At 70.7% G+C, this 17,210-nt stretch carries 16 protein-coding genes and 1 pseudogene; 7 read left to right on the top strand and 10 right to left on the bottom strand.

The annotated features are described in order from the left end of the window. Positions 1–145: 145 nt before the first annotated feature. Positions 146–1,567, top strand: coding sequence for an ATP-binding protein (locus QMK24_RS00780; RefSeq protein ID WP_283463128.1), 1,422 nt, complete (start codon positions 146–148; stop codon positions 1,565–1,567). Here QMK24_RS00780 and QMK24_RS00775 read toward each other — a convergent pair. From QMK24_RS00775 to QMK24_RS00760, 4 genes and pseudogenes are all read right to left on the bottom strand, one after another. Then, positions 1,551–2,492, bottom strand: a complete 942-nt coding sequence (locus tag QMK24_RS00775) for a DMT family transporter (protein ID WP_502962465.1) — start codon at positions 2,490–2,492, stop codon at positions 1,551–1,553. The two genes, QMK24_RS00780 and QMK24_RS00775, sit on opposite strands and share 17 nt — an antisense overlap. Before the next feature lie 259 nt (positions 2,493–2,751). After that, on the bottom strand, positions 2,752–2,952 hold the full coding sequence (locus QMK24_RS00770; RefSeq protein WP_283463040.1) for a DUF397 domain-containing protein: 201 nt from the start codon (positions 2,950–2,952) through the stop codon (positions 2,752–2,754). An 11-nt stretch (positions 2,953–2,963) separates the two neighbouring features. After that, positions 2,964–3,428 (bottom strand): annotated as a pseudogene (locus QMK24_RS00765) (Scr1 family TA system antitoxin-like transcriptional regulator); the annotation flags it as partial. A gap of 12 nt (positions 3,429–3,440) precedes the next feature. Then, complete coding sequence (locus QMK24_RS00760; RefSeq protein ID WP_283463039.1) at positions 3,441–3,626, bottom strand: hypothetical protein; 186 nt, start codon at positions 3,624–3,626, stop codon at positions 3,441–3,443. Positions 3,627–3,639: 13 nt separating this feature from the next. Here QMK24_RS00760 and QMK24_RS00755 point away from each other — a divergent pair, with 13 nt between their 5' ends. Further along, positions 3,640–4,428, top strand: coding sequence for a hypothetical protein (locus tag QMK24_RS00755; protein WP_283463038.1), 789 nt, complete (start codon positions 3,640–3,642; stop codon positions 4,426–4,428). A 27-nt stretch (positions 4,429–4,455) separates the two neighbouring features. Here the strand turns inward: QMK24_RS00755 and QMK24_RS00750 are convergent, their stop codons facing one another. Continuing rightward, complete coding sequence (locus QMK24_RS00750; protein WP_283463037.1) at positions 4,456–5,382, bottom strand: EamA family transporter; 927 nt, start codon at positions 5,380–5,382, stop codon at positions 4,456–4,458. Positions 5,383–5,469: 87 nt separating this feature from the next. Beyond that, the gene (locus QMK24_RS00745) at positions 5,470–6,750 is read right to left on the bottom strand and encodes an MFS transporter (protein WP_283463036.1); all 1,281 of its coding nucleotides are present in this window, start codon (positions 6,748–6,750) and stop codon (positions 5,470–5,472) included. 115 nt (positions 6,751–6,865) lie between these two features. On the opposite strand from QMK24_RS00745, the gene QMK24_RS00740 reads away from it, so the two are divergent. Further along, complete coding sequence (locus tag QMK24_RS00740) at positions 6,866–7,387, top strand: MarR family winged helix-turn-helix transcriptional regulator (RefSeq protein WP_283463035.1); 522 nt, start codon at positions 6,866–6,868, stop codon at positions 7,385–7,387. Positions 7,388–7,426: 39 nt separating this feature from the next. On the opposite strand, the gene QMK24_RS00735 is transcribed toward QMK24_RS00740, so the two are convergent. From QMK24_RS00735 to QMK24_RS00720, 4 genes are all read right to left on the bottom strand, one after another. Next, the gene (locus tag QMK24_RS00735; RefSeq protein ID WP_502962470.1) at positions 7,427–7,606 is read right to left on the bottom strand and encodes a hypothetical protein; all 180 of its coding nucleotides are present in this window, start codon (positions 7,604–7,606) and stop codon (positions 7,427–7,429) included. A gap of 151 nt (positions 7,607–7,757) precedes the next feature. After that, positions 7,758–9,854, bottom strand: coding sequence for a 4-alpha-glucanotransferase (gene malQ, locus QMK24_RS00730; RefSeq protein ID WP_283463033.1), 2,097 nt, complete (start codon positions 9,852–9,854; stop codon positions 7,758–7,760). 93 nt (positions 9,855–9,947) lie between these two features. Then, positions 9,948–11,357 (bottom strand): amidase, encoded by a 1,410-nt coding sequence (locus tag QMK24_RS00725; RefSeq protein WP_283463032.1) that lies wholly within the window; start codon positions 11,355–11,357, stop codon positions 9,948–9,950. A gap of 202 nt (positions 11,358–11,559) precedes the next feature. Next, positions 11,560–12,096, bottom strand: a complete 537-nt coding sequence (locus QMK24_RS00720; RefSeq protein WP_283463031.1) for an HNH endonuclease — start codon at positions 12,094–12,096, stop codon at positions 11,560–11,562. 232 nt (positions 12,097–12,328) lie between these two features. Between QMK24_RS00720 and QMK24_RS00715 the strand changes: the two genes are divergently transcribed. The 4 genes from QMK24_RS00715 to QMK24_RS00700 all read left to right on the top strand — a co-directional run bounded on the left by QMK24_RS00715 (position 12,329) and on the right by QMK24_RS00700 (position 17,209). Beyond that, entirely contained in the window at positions 12,329–13,396 is a 1,068-nt protein-coding gene (locus QMK24_RS00715; protein WP_283463030.1) for a mechanosensitive ion channel family protein, read from the top strand. Between the two features lie 212 nt (positions 13,397–13,608). Beyond that, a complete protein-coding gene (locus tag QMK24_RS00710; protein ID WP_283463029.1) occupies positions 13,609–14,829 on the top strand; it encodes an ROK family transcriptional regulator in 1,221 nt (406 codons plus the stop codon). 104 nt (positions 14,830–14,933) lie between these two features. Further along, positions 14,934–16,262, top strand: a complete 1,329-nt coding sequence (locus QMK24_RS00705; protein WP_283463028.1) for an extracellular solute-binding protein — start codon at positions 14,934–14,936, stop codon at positions 16,260–16,262. Then, on the top strand, positions 16,262–17,209 hold the full coding sequence (locus QMK24_RS00700; protein WP_283463027.1) for a carbohydrate ABC transporter permease: 948 nt from the start codon (positions 16,262–16,264) through the stop codon (positions 17,207–17,209). Before QMK24_RS00705 ends, QMK24_RS00700 begins: the two co-directional genes overlap by 1 nt. Position 17,210 lies beyond the last annotated feature (1 nt).

Genomic DNA, 17,210 nt, shown 5'->3' with positions numbered 1-17,210 from the left:
TCGCGTAGGTATGTCGCGGCGGGAGGCCCCGGACCAGCTGGTCCGGGGCCTCCCGCGTACTCTATGTGACACACAACACATCCATTTCTGGTATGTTCAATTTTGGTTATACCAAATACGGGTCTATCAATCATGGGTGGCTGTGGTGGACAACTTCATCGGGCGGGAGCGGGAGCTCACTGCGCTGAACCGCATGTTGAAGAGAGTCGCGGACGGGGGGCGGACCGGGCGGCCAGGCAAAGCGATGCTGATCCGTGGCCGCCGCCGCGTCGGGAAGTCACGGCTGGTCGAGGAGTTCATCGAACGCTCCGGGCTGCCGAGCGTTTTCTTCACAGCCTCGGAGCAGTCCACCACAGAGGCGGATCTGCGGATGTTCGTCGAGGCCGCCGCGGCCTCCGACCTGCCAGGAGCCGCAGCATTCGACGGCCTGTCGCCCAGAAATTGGGACGCCGCCCTTCGCCTGCTGGTATCAGCCCTGCCCGACGACCAGCCGAGCGCCATCGTTCTCGACGAAATGCCGTATCTGATCAAGAACGACTCCGGCTTCGAGGGCACCCTCCAGAAACTCTTCGACCGCGAACTGTCCAGGAAGCCGGTGCTGCTGCTCTGCGTCGGCTCCGATCTCGGCATGATGGAGCGGCTCAACGACTACGACCGCCCGTTCCACCAGCGCGGCACCGAGATGGTGGTCCCCGCACTCAGCCCGACGGACGTGGCCGGCATGCTGCAGCTACCGCCCGCCGATGCCTTCGACGCCTTCCTCGTCTCCGGCGGGCTGCCGCTCGTGCTCGAGGAGTGGCCCCGTGGCGCGGGTGTCTTCGACTACCTCGCCGAGGTAGTGGAGGATCCGACATCCGCGCTGCTCGTGAGTGGGGAGCGATCACTGGCGGCCGAGTTCCCGGCCGATGCACAAGCGCGGCTGGTGCTGGGGGCCATCGGTTCGGGTGAACGGACGCGTACCCTGATCGGCCGGGCGGCCGGCGATCTCCCCCCCACCAGCATGAACCGCTCGCTTCAACTGCTCCGTACGAAGCGGGTGGTGGAAGCTGTCAGCCCGCTGTCGACCCGCCCCTCGAAGGAGACCCGCTACTACGTCGCCGATCCGCATCTGCGCTTCTGGCTCGCGCTGCTCGGACCGTATATGCCCGAAATCGAACGCGGGCGCGGCGACCTGACGCTGGCACGCATCCGCCAGTCGTGGACCTCCTGGCGCGGGCGGGCGATCGAACCCGTGGTGCGCGACGCCCTCTTCCGCATGCGGTCGGGCGGCGTACCCGACGACACTGGCGCGGTGGGCGGCTACTGGACGCGAAACAACGACCCCGAGATCGACATCGTCGCAGCCGACCGGGGGCCGATCGCCAAGCGCATCACCGCTGTCGGCTCCATCAAGTGGCTGGAGAACCGGCCTTTCGATTCGCACGACCTCGCGAAGCTGATCGTCCATCGCTCACAGCTACCGGGGGCGGATACGACGACGCCGCTGCTCGCGGTGGCGCGCAGCGGCGTGTCGGTGGACGGCGTCCAGGCCGTGGGACCCGAGGAGCTGATTACCGCCTGGCGGTAACGCGGCCGGAGGCGCCGAGGCCGACACCGGCCAGGATCAGGGCCATGCACAGGAGTTGCAGCGGGCCGGTGCGCTCGCCGAGGACGGCGAAGGAGAGCAGCGCGACACAGACGGACTGGAGGTAGTAGACGACTCCGGCGCGGGCGGGGCCGATGAGGGATATCGCCTTGTTCCAGGCGAAGAAGGCGACAGCCGAGGAGCACACTCCGACGTAGAGCAGCGGGCCGACCGTCCCGGCGGACGGGGTGAAGCCGCCCTGCACCGCCAGGCTGACGGCGTACGCGGGCACCAGCAGGAGTGTGCCGAGCGCGAAGGCGGCGAACAGGAAGGGCAGTTGACCGATCTCCACGGGCTTGCGGCGCAGCAGCGCGCTGTAGCCGGCGAAGGAGGCGGCGGCGGCGAGCATCCACAGGTCACCGATGGTGAAGTCGAGGTGGAGCAGCGCCGCCGGGGAGCCCTTGCCCAACAGGGTGAGGACACCCGCGAGGGCGATCAGCAGCCCCACGGCCCGCCGTCCGTCGACCCGCTGCCGGGCGAAGACGGCGATCAGCACCGGCGCCGCCGCCATGATCATGCCCATATTGCTCGCGGAGGTACTGACCCCTGCCTGGTTGACCAGCGTGTTGTAGACGGTGACGCCGAGCAGGGCCGCGAGCATGATGTAACCGAAGTGGCGTCTCAGCAGCGCCCGTTGCCGCCACGCCTGCCCCGCCGCGAAAGGCGCGACCGCGACCAGCGCGATCACCCACCGCCAGAACGCCGCCTGCACGGGCGGCACGCTGTCGTGCAACGCCCGGGCGGCCACAAAGCTCCCGGACCACACGACGGTGGCCACCACCGCGAGCACCAGCCCGCCTCCGGCTGGGGAACGGGCCGGGCGGCTGGTTGCAGTGGTGGCGGCGGGGGCGTGCTCCAGGACGGTCACGTGGCTCCTTCGATCGGCGGTGCCACCACTGTCACACCCGTCGACCGATCAGGTCCATCGAATGTTTCTGCCATATACGTTCAGTTAAACTGAACGATAGGTGCGGGGGGCGCGGGGGCCTGGGAGCGACCCGGTCCGCTGCGCTCCTCGGGCGGGGCCGGTGTCGGCCATGGCCGGTGGAGCGGCCCGGACCGCCCTCATTGGCAGGCGCGCAGCGCCGCAGGGGGCGTTCCGGAGTTTGAACCCTGGCCCTACCGCGTCACGCCAAGTTGTCGAGGGTCCCAGCCGCGACGTCGCGCAGGAACGCGCGGAGCGCGGCGGGGGTCGTAGTGACGACGACGCCGGGGTAGTCGCTCTCCCGGAGGAGGACCACCCCGGCCAAGGGGGCGAGTTCGACGCAGTTGTTGCCTTCATCGGGCCCGGAGAAGGACGACTTCCGCCAGACAGGTTGAGCGAGCATAGGGGTTCCTCTCACACGTCCTGTGCGATGGCATGGATAAGACGCCGCGATGGCTCCGGTTCGAGCGAGGCGCATTCCATGACGGCCAAGAGCGCTCGGCATTTGGCTAGTTGTGCCTCAGCGTCAAGCAATCCGCTCCCAGTCACCGCATCCACTTGAACGGTGTCCAGCGCGGCGATCGGGCCGCAGGCATAGAACATAGACTGCGCGGAACTGCTGAAGTCATCCGTGGCAAAGGGGACGACACGGATGGTCACGTTCGACCGCTCCGATGCGTCCACCAGGAAGAAGAGTTGCGACTGCATCACCTTGCGGCTGCCGCAGCGAATACGCAGAGCCGCTTCATGAATGATCAGCTCGAACTCCGTCGGTGTCGCGCGGTCGAGGACGCGGCGTCGTCGCATCCGAAAATCGACGCGGATGCCGATCTCGGAGGCGGGCAGCTTCGTAACGCCACCTTCGAACACGGCACGCGCGTAGTCCTCCGTTTACAACAGGCCGGGCATATGGAGCATTTGAACCGTCCGCATGCGCGTAGCGTGATGCTCCAGTTCGGCCAGGTCGAGGAAACTGGCGGCCAGTGAGCCCCGGTACTCCTCCCACCAGCCCCTGCCGCGCTCCTTCGCCATCGCCACCAGCGCATCGACCAGAACCGGGTCCGCGGCCGGCTTCATCGCCCCCACCACCGTGTTGACGAGCCTGCTCCTCTACTTCGGGTTCGCCTACACCGACGCGCTGTACGAGCACTTCGGCATCGACGCGGCGACGCTGGGCTTCTCGACCCAGGACTACATGCTGCGCAGCGCGGGGGCTCTCTACATGCCTTTGGGTACGACCCTGGGCGTCGGCCTCACCGGAGTGCTCGGCTACTACTGCGTTTCGAGCCTCGGCCGCTCCCGGCCGCGCCTCACGCCGTATCTGAGCTGGGGCTGCCTCGCGCTGACGGGGTGCGGGATCGCGCTGTTCACCCTCGGCATGCTCGGCGGGTTCCAGGTCTGGCCGGCCGGAGCACTGGACACGCCCCTGCTCCTGGGTGGCGGCCTGCTGCTGGTGGTGTACGGACAGATCCTTCACGTCAAGGCCAACGGCCGTGACTACCCCGTGGCACGCGAGGTGGCAGCGCTCGCCATCGTCGCGGCGCTGATCTCGCTGTCCTCCTTCTGGGCGGTGAACGCCTACGCCCAGGAACACGGCCGCAGTGACGCCCGGTACCTGGCCGACAACCTGTGGCTCAGGCCGGAGATCGTCGTCGACACCGCCGAGCGCCTGTACTTCCAGCACGCGGACGTGAAAGAGACGTCGTTGCCGGAAGGCGGCCCCGGGCAGCGCTTCCGATTCCGTTACCAGGGGCTGCGCCTGCTCGCTCAGTCCAACAACCGGATGTTCGTGATCCCCGAGGGCTGGAGGGCCGACCAGGGGAGCGTGCTGATCATCCCGACGGACGCGAATGTGCGCGTCGCCTTCCGCCCCGGCTGACGGAGGGGCGGAAGGCGGCAGAGAGTACTACCGGGTCGGCGAGGAGATCCTCGGGGTCGCCGGGAGGCCGACGGGGAGCGGCGTCGGCACGGGCGCGGCGGGCCGCCGGTAGTGCCACTGGCCCAGCAGGGTGCCGGCGAACGCGACCGACATGCCCAGCAGTTGGAGAGGGCTGAGCACCTGGCCGAGAACGGCCCAGCCGATGGCCGCGGCGGACAGCGGGCTGAGGAAGCCGAGGAGGGAGACGGAGGTGGCGGGGAGGCGGCCGATGCCGCGGAACCAGAGCCAGTAGGCGGCGGCGGTGTTGGCGACGGCCAGGTACGCGTAGCCCGTGACCGCGCGGGCGTCGAGGGCGGGCGGGAGGCCCTCGAAGAGGAGGGCGGCGGGGGCGATCAGCAGGCCGCCCGCGGTGAGCTGCCAGCCGGTGAAGGAGAGCGGACCGACGCCTTCGGGGCGTCCCCAGCGCTTGGTGAGAACCGTTCCGGCCGACATGCTCGCGGAGCCGGCGAGCCCGGCGAGCAGCCCGAGGGCGTCGAATCCGGCTCCGGCCCGCAGGACGACGAGGCTGACGCCGACGGCGCCGATGATCGCGGCCGTGAGCGTACGGACGCTGGGCCGCTCGCTCAGCAGCGCCGCCGCGAGACCCGCCACGAAGAGCGGCCCCACCGAACCGACGACGGAGGCGACGCCGCCGGGCAGCCGGTAGGCGGCGAGGAAGAGGAGCGGGAAGAAGGCGCCGATGTTGAGGGTGCCGAGCACCGCCGACTTCCACCACCAGGCGCCGCGCGGCAGCGCCCGGGTGGCGGCGAGCAGGACGAGCCCGGCGGGCAGCGCCCGCATCAGTCCGGCGAACAACGGGCGGTCGGGCGGCAGGAGTTGGGTGGTGACCGCGTAGGTGGAGCCCCAGGCGAGCGGAGCGAGGGCGGTGAGGGCGACGGTGGAGATGCGGGACATCTGAGGACTCCTCGAACGAGGTGCGGGCGGCGAGCTGCGGGCGCCGGGCCATGGCGGCGGCGGTGAGGCGGCGGCGGTGAGGCGGCGTCAGGCGGCGGGGACCAGGGACCGCTGCGGGGAGGCGGCGACGGCCCGCTGGGCTGCCGGGTGGACGGCGTCGGCCGCCAGGTACGGCTCCAGCCGCACCAGCAGGAGGGCGGCTCCGAGCGCCGTGCCGATGAGCATCAGCCACGGCAGCCGGCCGTCGACGGCCAGCAGGGCGGTGAACAGCGACGGGGCGATGGCCCGCACCAGCTGCCAGGAGAACTGGTACGCCGCCATGTAGCGGCCGCGCAGCGCTTCGGGGGCGGCGGCGATGGCCAGCGCACCGGCCGACGGGTTGTGCACCATCTCGCCGATCGTGTGCACGGTGATGATCACGGCGAGACCGGCGCCGATCGCCCAGCCGGCCTGCGGGCGCACCGTACCGAGCACGATCTGTCCGGCGAAGGCCGCCGCGAAGAGCACCGCGCCGAGCGCCGCGGACCGGTTGCGCCGGGCGCCGCGCCGCCGCACCCAGGCCGCGACCAGCACCCCGCCCGCCGCGCACAGCACGGTGTTGACGGTGAAGGCGGCACCGGTGAGGGACTCGGGTCCGTGCAGCCAAGTGGAGATGTAGAGCGGGTAGAGGACGGGCAGCGCGGTGTAGCCCAGAGCGATGAGGAAGTTGGCCGCGGTCAGGCCGAGGAAGGGGCGGTCGCGCAGCACCAGCCGGTAGCCGGCCTTCTGACGTGCGACGACGGCCGCGTCCCGTACCGCCGGAACCGGGCGCACCCGCCACATCAGCAGTGCCGAGACGCCGAAGCTCGCCGCGTTGAGCCAGGCCGCCGCCGTGAAGCCGGTGTCGCCGCCGAAGCCGACGACGAGCGAGGCGAGCAGCGCCCCCGCGCCCATGCCGCCGTTGCTCAGCGCCCGGGCGGCCGCCTGCAGCCGGTCCCGGTCGGAGCCGCGGGCGATCTCACCGAGGAAGGACTGCTGGACGGCGGGGAAGGCGCCGTCCCCGATGATCGTGACCAGGGCGACGACGGCGAAGGCGGGCACCGACTGCGCGAACGGGTAGAGCGCGAAGCCCAGCCCCCGCACCCCGTAGAGCACGAGCTGCACGCGACGCGCCCCGAACCGGTCGACGGCGGTGCCGGCCAGCGGCAGCGTGGTGAGCCCGATGAGCCCGGCGGCGGTGAGGACCGCGCCGACGGCCGCGAAGGACAGGCCCGTCACGTGGTGGAAGAAGATCAGAGTGAAGGGGAGGTACATCCCGGAGCCGACCGCGTTGACGGTCATCGCGGCGAGCATGGACCGCTCGCCGGGTATCCGTGGGGTGCTGGGCATGTCCGCTCCTGGGATCGCCGCCAGAGTAGCTCGATAGTCATTAGCTTACCGCTAAGCGACTTACCGTCAAGCTACTTTCTTGCCAGCGACCGTTTTGCCCCCGATACTGACGTACATGACCACCCCGGCCCCGGATGCCCCGGATCCCCTCGACAAGATCACCGCGCAATGGCACGAGGTACGCCCCGACCTCGACACCGTGCCGATGGCGATCTTCGGCCGCATCTACCGCATCGCCCGTGCGGTCGGCGACCGGATGGAGAAGGAGTACGGCCGCTTCGGCATCAGCCGCGGCGAGTTCGACGTACTGGCGACGCTGCGCAGGGCCGGCGAACCGCACACCCTGTCACCGCGTGAACTGTCCTCGGCGCTGCTGCTCACCACCGGCGGCATGACCGGCCGGCTGGACAAGCTGGAGCGCGCCGGGCTCGTGGAGCGCAGCCCGGACCCGAACGACCGGCGCGGCCTGCGGGTCACCCTCACCGAACGCGGCCTCGCGCTGCTGCACGAAGCGGTGGGTGCCGGGCTGGCGGTACAGAAGGCGGCGCTCGGCTCGATGGACGACGCGCAGGCCGCTCAGCTCTCCGGTCTGCTCCGGCAGCTGCTCAGCTCGTCGGAGGAGCACGGACAGCACTGAACCCCCTGCCGCGTACGGTCAGGGGGTGATCAGGCGGGGTCAGCCGCGCTGTTGCTTACGGGTCTTGTCGGTCGCGATCACCACGCCGGCGATGATCGCGAACAGCGCGATCGGCGCGAGCACGAAGAGGCCGAGCGTCTGTACGACACTCAGGCCCGAACCCGGGTCGTCGCCGTCATCGCGGGTGACCGCGAACGCGGGGGACGACATCAGCAGCATCAGCGTCGTACCGGCGGTGATGACCCCGGCGCGCACGGCCTTCTTGTTGAGCTTCTTGTCCACGCCCTCAATGTAGTGAACGCCCTCCGGGCCCGCACGCCCGGGGTGCCCTTATGGGGGTCCTTGCCCATGTCTTTACGCGCCCATGTCTTTACGTGCTCATGTGCTGGCCGGGGCCCGATGTGCCGATGTCCTGGCCGGGGCCCGCCAGCAGCGCGGCCCTGACCTCGTCCAGCAGCGCGTACAGCCGCGGCGAGGCGGCCAGCTGCTCCAGCGTCACCGGACGGCCCGCCGCATCGGCGACCGGCAGCCGCCAGTTCGGGTACTGGTCCCAGGTGCCGGGCAGGTTCTGCGGACGGCGGTCCCCCACGGCGTCCGGCAGCCAGATACCGACCATCGCCGCCGGAGTCCGCGCCAGGAACCGGTGAACTGCCTTGACGACGGCCTCCTCGTCCGCCGCGCCCTCCGGCAGCAGCCCCAGCCGGCCCAGCAGCGTGATCCACTCCGCGACCTCCGCCGCGTCCTCCGCCTGCTCCTGCGCCAGCGGCCGGGTCAGCAGTCCCAGCCGGTGGCGCAGCTCGACATGCTCACCCGTCAGCCGGGCCGCCGTGCTGGGCAGATCGTGGGTGGTGACGGTGGCCAGGCACGCCGGTCGCCACTCCCCGGGCGCCAGCGGCGTCCCGTCCCCCTCGTGGTGCCGCTCGAACCACAGCACCGAGGTGCCGAGGATGCCGCGGTCGGCCAACTCCTCCCTGACCCCCGCCTCCACCGTCCCCAGGTCCTCCCCGATGACCACCGCGCCCGCGCGGTGCGCCTCCAGGGCGAGCACCCCGAGCATCGCCTCCGCGTCGTACCGGACATAGGCGCCCTCGGTCGGTGGCCGGCCCTCGGGCACCCACCACAGCCGGAACAGCCCCATCACATGGTCGATCCGCAGCGCCCCCGCATGCCGCAGCAACCGGGCCAGCAGATCCCGGTACGGGGTGTAACCGGTGGCCGCCAGCGCGTCCGGCCGCCAGGGCGGCAGACCCCAGTCCTGGCCGCGTGAGTTGAACGCGTCCGGTGGCGCGCCCACCGACATGCCCCGCGCCAGCGCGTCCTGCATCGCCCACGCGTCAGAACCCGACGGATGCACCCCGACCGCCAGATCGTGCACGATCCCCACCGGCATCCCCGCCGAGCGGGCCGCCGACTGCGCCGCCCGCAGCTGATCGTCCGTCAGCCAGGTCAGCCAGCAGTAGAAGTCCACCCGGTCGAGCTGCTCGCTGCGGACCCGCGCGACCTGCGCGGACCGCGGATCGCGCAGCCCCGCCGGCCACGCGTGCCAGTCGGGCCCGTGCACCTCCGCGAGCGCGCACCAGGTGGCGTGATCGTCCAGCGCCTGCCCCTGTTCGGCCAGGAAGTCGACGTACTCGGCCCTGCGCCCCGGCTGCAGCTGCACCTTCCGCACGAGCCCCAGCGCCTCCAGCTTCAGCTCCCACACCGCGTCCCGGTCGATCAGCGCGTCCTTGTGCAGAACGCCCGCCCGCAGCGCCGCGGCCCGGCCGGTCAGCACCGCGGCCCGCGCCCGGTCGCCCGGCTCCAGATACGCGTACTCCGGGACGTCCTCGACCCGCAGATACACTGGATCCGGGAACCGTCGGGACGAGGGGCGGTACGGCGAAGGATCCGTCGGCTGCCCCGGCACGGCGATGTGCAACGGGTTGATCTGCAGGAATCCGGCCCCCAGCGCCCGGCCCGACCAAGCCGCCAGATCCGCGAGGTCACCCAGATCGCCCATGCCCCAGGACCGCTCCGACAGCGTCGAGTACAGCTGCGCCATGAAGCCGAAGGTGCGCCCTGGCGCCCCCGGGAGCCGCTCGGGGGCGATCACCAGGTCGGCACGTGCGGTCCGGCCGTCCGGCGCGGACGCCCGCACCACATGCCGGCCGAGCGGAATCCGCTCCCAGGCACCGTCGTCGAACACCTCACCCGACTCCGCCTCGATCCGTACTCGCGTCCCCGCCGGGAGCCCCAGCGGCAGCGGACGGCCGGTCCGCACCACCGTGCACGGCGCCAGCAGCCGCTGCCGGCGGCGGTGCTCGTACGCGGCCAGCGCGTCCAGCACCGCCTGCGGCGTCGAGGCGTCCACGCCCAGCGCGGCGAGCACGGCCACCACCGTCTCCTCCGGCACCCGGACCACCCGGTCGGGCGCGGGGCGGTACGTCGTGTCCACGCCGTGCAGCGCGGCCAGCCGCTCCCGGTCCATCGGGCCTCCAAGATCAGAACAACGGGTGGGGGGACACCCCAGCCTTACCCCGCCGCAAACCCGGTCAGACGCCCGCCACCCGCCCGGCCACCGCTACCAGACCGGCGGACGCCGGTCCCGCCACGGCGCCGCCGCCTCCACCTGCGCGGCCAGCGCGAGCAGCGGCCCCTCCGCGCCGTGCGCCGCGCCCAGCATCATGCCGACCGGCAGCCCGTCATCCGTCCACTCCACCGGCAGCGACACCGACGGCAGCCCCGCGATGTTCCACGCACCCGTGAACGGCGTGAACGCGTACTGCGCCGCGAAATCCGCCTCCGGATCCGCGTCGTCGCGCAGCGCTCCCACCGCGGGCGGCAACTGGGCCAGCGTCGGCGTCAGCACCGCGTCGAACGACGCCACCGCCGCCGCGAACTTCCGCCCCACCCCCTGCATCGCCGCCAGCGCCAGCGCGAACCGCTCCCCCGACGCCGCCCGGCCCCGCTCCCGCAGCCACCGCGTCAACGGCATCAGCTCCCCCTCCCGCCTCTCAGGAACCGGCGCCATCAGCGCCATCACCTCCCACACCGGATCGAACGCCCCGTGATCCCCCGGCCCCAGCGGCTGCTCCACCTCGACCACCTCATGACCCAACCCCGCCAACAGCGCCGAGGTCCGCTCGTACGCCGCCAGCACCACCGGGTCCACCCCCACGCCCGCCACATCCGGCCGCGCCCACCGCCCGATCCGCAACCGCCGCGGCTCCCGGTCGCACCACTCCAGGAACGGCGTCCCCGAAGCCGCCAGCGGCACCGGGTCCCCCGGCACCGGCCCCGCCATCACATCCAGTAGCGCCGCCACGTCCCGCACGTTCCGCGCGATCGGCCCGTGCACCGCCAGCCCCGTCACATCCCCGTTCGGCGCCGGGCTCACCCGCCCCCGGCTCGGCTTCAGCCCCACCACTCCGCAACAGCTCGCCGGAATGCGGATCGACCCCCCGCCGTCACTCCCGTGCGCGGCCGGCGCCAGCCCGGCGGCCACGGCGGCGGCCGATCCGCCGCTCGACCCGCCGGCGATCCGCCCCGTGTCGTACGGGCTCCTCGCCGGAGGGGCGACGCGGCCCTCGGTGTACGCCGGCAGCCCGAACTCGGGGGTGTTCGTCTTCCCCAGCAGCACCGTGCCGGCTGCTTGCAGCAGCTCCACCACATGCGTCCCCGACTCGGCGACCCGCTCCGCGAACACCGCGGACCCCGAGGTGAACCGCACCCCCGCCACCGGCGTCAGATCCTTCACCGGCACCGGCACCCCCAGCAGCGGCGGCAGCACCCCGCCCGCCGCCAGCCGCCGCTCGGCGCGCCGCGCGTCATCGAGCGCGCGCTCCGGCGTCACGGTCACGTACGCGCCGACCGTGTCGTTCAGCCGAGCGATCCTCTCCAGATAGTGCCGCGCCAACTCCACGGGCGACAGCTCCCCACCCCGGATCGCAGCCGCCTGCTCCAGCATCGTCAACTCATGCGGTTCGCCCATCCGGGCAGGTTACGGGGTGACGGTCCGTCACTCCGCGCGTTGCGGGGCCGGGCTCCAGCCCGTTCGTGGGGCCGGGGTCCGGCGGCTCCTGGAGAGGGGACAGGTCGGCACCCGCCGCCCCGGAGGGCCCGGCCCCCGCACCCCCCACAAACCCGCCGCAGGCAACACCCCAGCCGACGCCGCAGACACGAAAGCCCGGATATCAGGCAGAGATGCCGTCTATCCGGGCCAGGGCGTCGTCCGCGCCGAATGGTTGCAGGTACGGCATCCAGCGCGGGTCTCTGTGTCCGGTGCCGATGATCCGCCACGCCAGACCCGCCGGCGGTGCCGGCGCATGGCGCAGCCGCCACCCCAGTTCCGCCACGTGGCGGTCCGCTTTGACGTGGTTGCAGCGTCTGCACGCCGCCACGACGTTCTCCCAGGCGTGCTGACCGCCGCGGCTGCGCGGGATGACGTGGTCGACGCTGGTTGCGGCGGCTCCGCAGTACGCGCACTTGCCGCCGTCGCGGGCGAAGAGTGCCCTACGGGTCAGCGGGACAGTGCCTCGAAAGGGGACTCGCACGAATTTGGTGAGTTTGACGACACTCGGCGCCGGAAGAGCGCAGGACTCGCTGTGCAGATAGGCGCCGGTTTCCTCGAGGCACACGGCCTTCTTGTTCAGCACGAGGACAAGCGCACGGCGGAGCGGTACGACGCCGAGCGGCTCGTACGACGCGTTGAGGACCAGGACATGCGGCACGGGTGCCTCCTTATACGCCGGCGGCGCGTGGCTCGCGCCGGGACGATCTGCCCTCAGTCTCTCCGGAAGCCGGGTGGCGGCGCCACCATGACCAGGTAACGGACTCAGGGTGTTTTCGACCACACACCTTTACTTCCCCATCTTTCGGGCCGTTGGCCCTCGAACATGGCAACGAGGCATATCCATTAGCCCGTTAGTGTGGAGGGTCTGTCACACAACGGAGGTTTCCCCCGTGCCCACCCCCACACCGTCCCCCAGCAATCCCGCCGGCACACTCGTCGACGCCCAGAAGTCCGCGACCGAGGCCGCCGGCTGGGTTGAGGCCAACTGGGCGGGATGGCTCGGCGCGGGTCTGAGAATCCTGTTGATCATCGTGATCGCGCTGGTGCTGCGCGCCTTGGTGCGGCGCACGATCAGCAAGCTGATCGAGCGGATGAACCGAGGCGTGGAGGCCGCGCAGGGCACCACGCTGGGCGGGCTGCTGGTCGTCAACGCGGAGCGGCGCAAGCAGCGCAGCGAGGCGATCGGCTCGGTGCTGCGCAGCATCGCCTCGTTCACGATTCTGGGCACCGCGGCGCTGACCGTGCTCTCGGTGCTGCAGATCAATCTGGCGCCGCTGCTGGCGAGCGCCGGGGTCGCGGGCGTCGCGATCGGCTTCGGCGCGCGGAATCTGGTGACGGATTTCCTGTCCGGCGTCTTCATGATCCTGGAGGACCAGTACGGCGTAGGCGACGTCATCGACGCCGGTGTGGCCAGCGGCACGGTGATCGAGGTCGGGCTGCGGGTGACGAAGCTGCGGGGCGACAACGGTGAGATCTGGTACGTCCGCAACGGTGAGGTCAAGCGGATCGGCAACCTGAGCCAGGGCTGGGCGACGGCCGTGGTGGATGTACAGGTCGGATACAGCCAGGACCTCGACCGGGCACGCGCGGTGATCGAGGCAGCCGCCGAGGACATGGCGAAGACCGAACCGTGGGACGAGGCGCTGTGGGAGCCGGTGCAGGTGCTGGGCCTGGAGTCGGTGAGCGCGGACTCGGTGGTGATCCAGGCGCAGGCCAGGACGATGCCGGGCAAGGCCACCGCGGTCGCGCGCGAGCTGCGCTGGCGGATCAAGCGCGGTTTCGACGCGGCGGGCATCACGATCGTCGGCGGCACGCCGACCGCGTCCGTGGACGACACGGGCGCGCCCGCCGACCCGTTGGCGGCGGTGGCGGCGCCTTCCGCGCTGGCCAATCCGGACTCTCCGCAGGCGCTGGCGGCGCACCCGGTGCCCTCCCAGGGGGCGGACGGCGGCAAGTAGCCCGGGCGCCCCTTGGGGTCTCCTCCTTTCGGCGGTCTTGACAACTGCCCACAACTGCACCCTCCGGCCCCTGGCGCACTGCGCCAGGGGCCGCTTTCATGGAGGTAACGCTTTGGTTGACCTGTTACCGACACCCCTTGACGCTCCGCCGAAAGCGGGCCTACCTTTCGTTTCACCAATAGGAAAGTTTCCTAACAGTGAACTGAGGGAGGATGGCGCGCATGGCTGGCACCCCTGGAACCCCGCGCGTACTGCGCGCCATGAACGACCGCGCGGCGCTCGATCTCCTCCTGGAGCACGGACCGCTGTCGCGTACCCGCATCGGCAAACTCACCGGCCTCTCCAAGCCGACGGCCTCCCAGCTGCTCGCGCGGCTGGAAGGGGCCGGACTGGTGCTGGCCACCGGCACCACGGCCGGCCGCCCCGGCCCCAACGCTCAGCTGTACTCGGTGAACCCGGCCGCGGCGCATGTCGCCGGGCTGGACGTGACCCCGATCCGGATCCGGGCCGCGGTCGCGGACATCACCGGCCGTACCGTCGGCGAATTCGAACTGCCGACTCCGGGCCGCCGCGCGCAAGACACCGTCGAGCAGGTCGTACAGGCAGTGGACGGCGCCACCAAGGCCGCCGGGCTGAACCGCTCAGACCTGCACCGCGTCGTGATCGGCACCCCCGGCGCCTTCGACCCGAGCACCGGGCGGCTGCGCTACGCGAGCCACCTCCCCGGCTGGCACTCCACCACGCTGCTCGACGAGCTGGCCGCCGCGCTGGGCGTACCGCTGGAGTACGACAACGACGTGAACCTCGCCGCGGTGGCCGAGCAGCGGGTCGGCGCCGCCCGCGACCACGAGGACTTCGTCCTGCTGTGGAACGAGGAGGGCATCGGCGCGGCCATCGTCATCGGCGGCCGGCTGCACCGCGGCTGGACCGGCGGCGCCGGCGAGGTCGGTTTCCTGCCGGTGCCGGGCACGCCGCTCGTACGGCATGTGGCGAAGGCCAACAACGGCGGCTTCCAGGAGCTGGCCGGCTGCAACGCCGTCCTGCGTATGGCGCGCGAACTCGGACTCGCGCCCGTGACCGGCGCACCGCTCCAGGATCTGGCCGCCACGCTCCTCGCCGAGGCGGCGGAGCGCGCCGACGGGGGGGACACCGGCCCGCACGCGGAACTGCTGGCCAGGATCGCCACCGGGCTGGCCATCGGCCTCGCCTCGATGGTCGCCGTCCTCGACCCCGAACTCATCGTCCTCACCGGCAGCGTGATCGTCGCCGGCGGGGAGCCCCTCCGCTCCCTCATCCAGGCCGAACTGGCCGAGCTGGCCGTACCCAGGCCCCGGCTGGTGATCGGTGCGGTGCAGGAACACCCCGTCCTGTGCGGGGCGCTGCAGAGCGCCCTCGCCACCACCCGCGACGAGGTGTTCGACACCTCGCGCTGACCGCACCGCTTTCCTGACCCGCACCACTCGACCGGACAGGCCCCGATGGCCGGCCCGTTGGCTTCGCACACCCTTCAGCTCCCACATCCCCCGGAGGAAGCGCAGTGTCCCGTACCAAGAAGGTGGCCGCCGCTGTAGCGGCCACGGCCGCGATTTCCCTGTTCGCGAGCGCCTGTACCGGCCAGAGCACCACCCAGGCGAACGATGACGCCACCAAGGACGTCAGCATCACCTTCTGGCACGGGTGGACCGCTCCGAACGAGCTGAAGGCGATCAACGACAACGTCGCCCGCTTCCAGAAGGCGCACCCGAACATCCATGTCAAGGTGCAGGCCAACATCACCGACGACAAGATCAACCAGGCACTGCGGGCCGGCGGCGCCACCGCCCCCGACGTCGTGTCGTCCTTCACCACCGACAACGTCGGCAAGTTCTGCACCTCGGGGGCCTTCGCCGACCTGGCGCCGTTCCTGAAGAAGGACAGCATCGACCCGGCGAAGGTCTTCCCGAAGCCGATGCTCGAGTACACCCAGTTCCAGGGCAAGCGCTGCACGCTGCCGCTGCTCGGCGACGTCTACGCCCTCTACTACAACAAGACGGCCTTCAAGGCCGCCGGCATCACGGCCCCGCCGAAGACCATGTCGGAGTTCAAGGCCGACGCGGTCAACCTGACGAAGTCCAACGGCGACTCGTACTCCCAGCTCGGCTTCATGCCGGACTTCCACGGCTACGAGTCCACTCCCGGCCACCTGGCCGCGCAGTGGGGCGCCCAGTACTTCGACGCCAACGGCAAGGCCCAGATCTCCAAGGACAAGGGCTTCGCGGAGATGTTCACCGTGCAGCAGGACCTGGTGAAGTCCCTCGGCGGCTTCGACAAGCTGGAGAAGTACCGCAACACCTTCGGCGACGAGTTCGGCGCCAAGAACCCGCTGCACACCGGCCAGGTCGCGATGGGCATCGACGGCGAGTGGCGGCTCGGCATGGCCCAGGACGCCAAGGCCGCCGCCGACCTCGGCGTGGTGCCGTTCCCGGTCCCGGACAGCCAGGCCGACACCTACGGCCGGGGCTACCTGTCCGGCACGATCGTCGGCGTCGCCAACACCAGCTCCAAGAAGAACGCCGCATGGGAGCTGGTCAAGTTCATGACCACCGACACGGAGGCAGTCGTGTCCTTCGCCAACGCGATCCACAATGTCCCCTCGACCTTCGAGGCCCAGAAGTCGCCCGCGCTCAACGGCGTCCCGAAGATCTTCCTGGACATCGCGCAGAACCCGAACAGCAGCACCACCCCGGCGAGCATCAACGGCGGTGTCTACCAGGTGACGCTCCAGGACTTCGGCTACGCCTTCGAATCCGGTAAGAAGACGGACTTGCAGGCCGGCCTCCAGGCCGTCGACGTGCAGGTCGACAAGGACATCGCGCAGGCCAAGTGATGACTGCCATCCACCCCCTCCTCAAGGCGAAGCGCAGGAAATCCGCTCTCCGTACCCTCGGCTTCATCTCGCCGTGGCTCATCGGCTTCAGCGTCTTCTTCGTCTACCCGCTGCTGTCGACCGTCTACTTCTCGTTCATGAACTACGACGGGTTCAACGCCCCGGTCTACGCCGGTCTCAAGAACTGGTCGTACGTCTTCAACGACTACCCCATGTTCTGGCCGGCGCTGCGGAACACCCTGTGGCTGGTCATCGTCATGGTGACCCTGCGGGTGCTCTTCGGGCTCGGCATCGGGCTGCTGATCACCAAGATCAAGACAGGCGCGGGATTCTTCCGCACCGCCTTCTATCTGCCGTACCTCGCCCCGCCGGTCGCCGCCACCATGGCGTTCGTCTTCCTGCTGAACCCCGGCACCGGGCCGGTCAACCACATCCTGGGCGCGATCGGGATTCCGACGCCGGGCTGGTTCACCGACCCGACCTGGTCCAAGCCGGCGCTGACCGTGCTGGCCCTGTGGGGCATCGGCGACCTCATGGTCATCTTCATGGCCTCGCTGCTCGACGTGCCCAAGGACCAGTACGAGGCGGCCGAGCTGGACGGCGCGGGCGCGTGGGCGCGGTTCCGCTTCGTGACGCTGCCCAACATCTCGCCCATCGTGATGTTCGCGGTGGTCACGGGCGTCATCCAGACCATGCAGTACTACACACAGCCGCTCGTCGCGGGGAAGGTCGCGTCCGGCATCATCGGCAACTCGGGCCAGCAGTTCGAGCCCGGATACCCGGACAAGTCGACCCTGACCCTCCCGCAGCTCGTGTACAACCTGGGCTTCCAGCGCTTCGACTACGGCTCCGCCTGTGTGATCGCGCTGGTGCTCTTCGTGCTGGCGATGGCGTTCACGGCGCTGCTCATGCGACGCCGCAACGGCTTCCTGTCGGCGGAGGACTGAT

The organism is Streptomyces sp. PH10-H1, assembly GCF_030063355.1.
Taxonomy (GTDB): domain Bacteria; phylum Actinomycetota; class Actinomycetes; order Streptomycetales; family Streptomycetaceae; genus Actinacidiphila.
Note: the sequence above shows the minus strand (reverse complement) of the source record. Positions and strands in the feature narration are given on the sequence as shown.

Bases quoted from the DNA above. Each gene is read 5' to 3' on its own strand.
- QMK24_RS00735 (WP_502962470.1), bottom strand. From the start codon at position 7,606: ATGCTGCTGATGTCGTCCCCCGCGTTCGCGGTCACCCGCGATGACGGC.
- QMK24_RS00750 (WP_283463037.1), bottom strand. From the start codon at position 5,382: ATGTCCCGCATCTCCACCGTCGCCCTCACCGCCCTCGCTCCGCTCGCC.
- malQ (WP_283463033.1), bottom strand. From the start codon at position 9,854: ATGGACCGGGAGCGGCTGGCCGCGCTGCACGGCGTGGACACGACGTAC.
- QMK24_RS00745 (WP_283463036.1), bottom strand. From the start codon at position 6,750: ATGCCCAGCACCCCACGGATACCCGGCGAGCGGTCCATGCTCGCCGCG.
- QMK24_RS00700 (WP_283463027.1), top strand. From the start codon at position 16,262: ATGACTGCCATCCACCCCCTCCTCAAGGCGAAGCGCAGGAAATCCGCT.
- QMK24_RS00740 (WP_283463035.1), top strand. From the start codon at position 6,866: ATGACCACCCCGGCCCCGGATGCCCCGGATCCCCTCGACAAGATCACC.
- QMK24_RS00770 (WP_283463040.1), bottom strand. From the start codon at position 2,952: ATGCTCGCTCAACCTGTCTGGCGGAAGTCGTCCTTCTCCGGGCCCGAT.
- QMK24_RS00725 (WP_283463032.1), bottom strand. From the start codon at position 11,357: ATGGGCGAACCGCATGAGTTGACGATGCTGGAGCAGGCGGCTGCGATC.
- QMK24_RS00710 (WP_283463029.1), top strand. From the start codon at position 13,609: ATGGCGCGCATGGCTGGCACCCCTGGAACCCCGCGCGTACTGCGCGCC.
- QMK24_RS00760 (WP_283463039.1), bottom strand. From the start codon at position 3,626: ATGAAGCCGGCCGCGGACCCGGTTCTGGTCGATGCGCTGGTGGCGATG.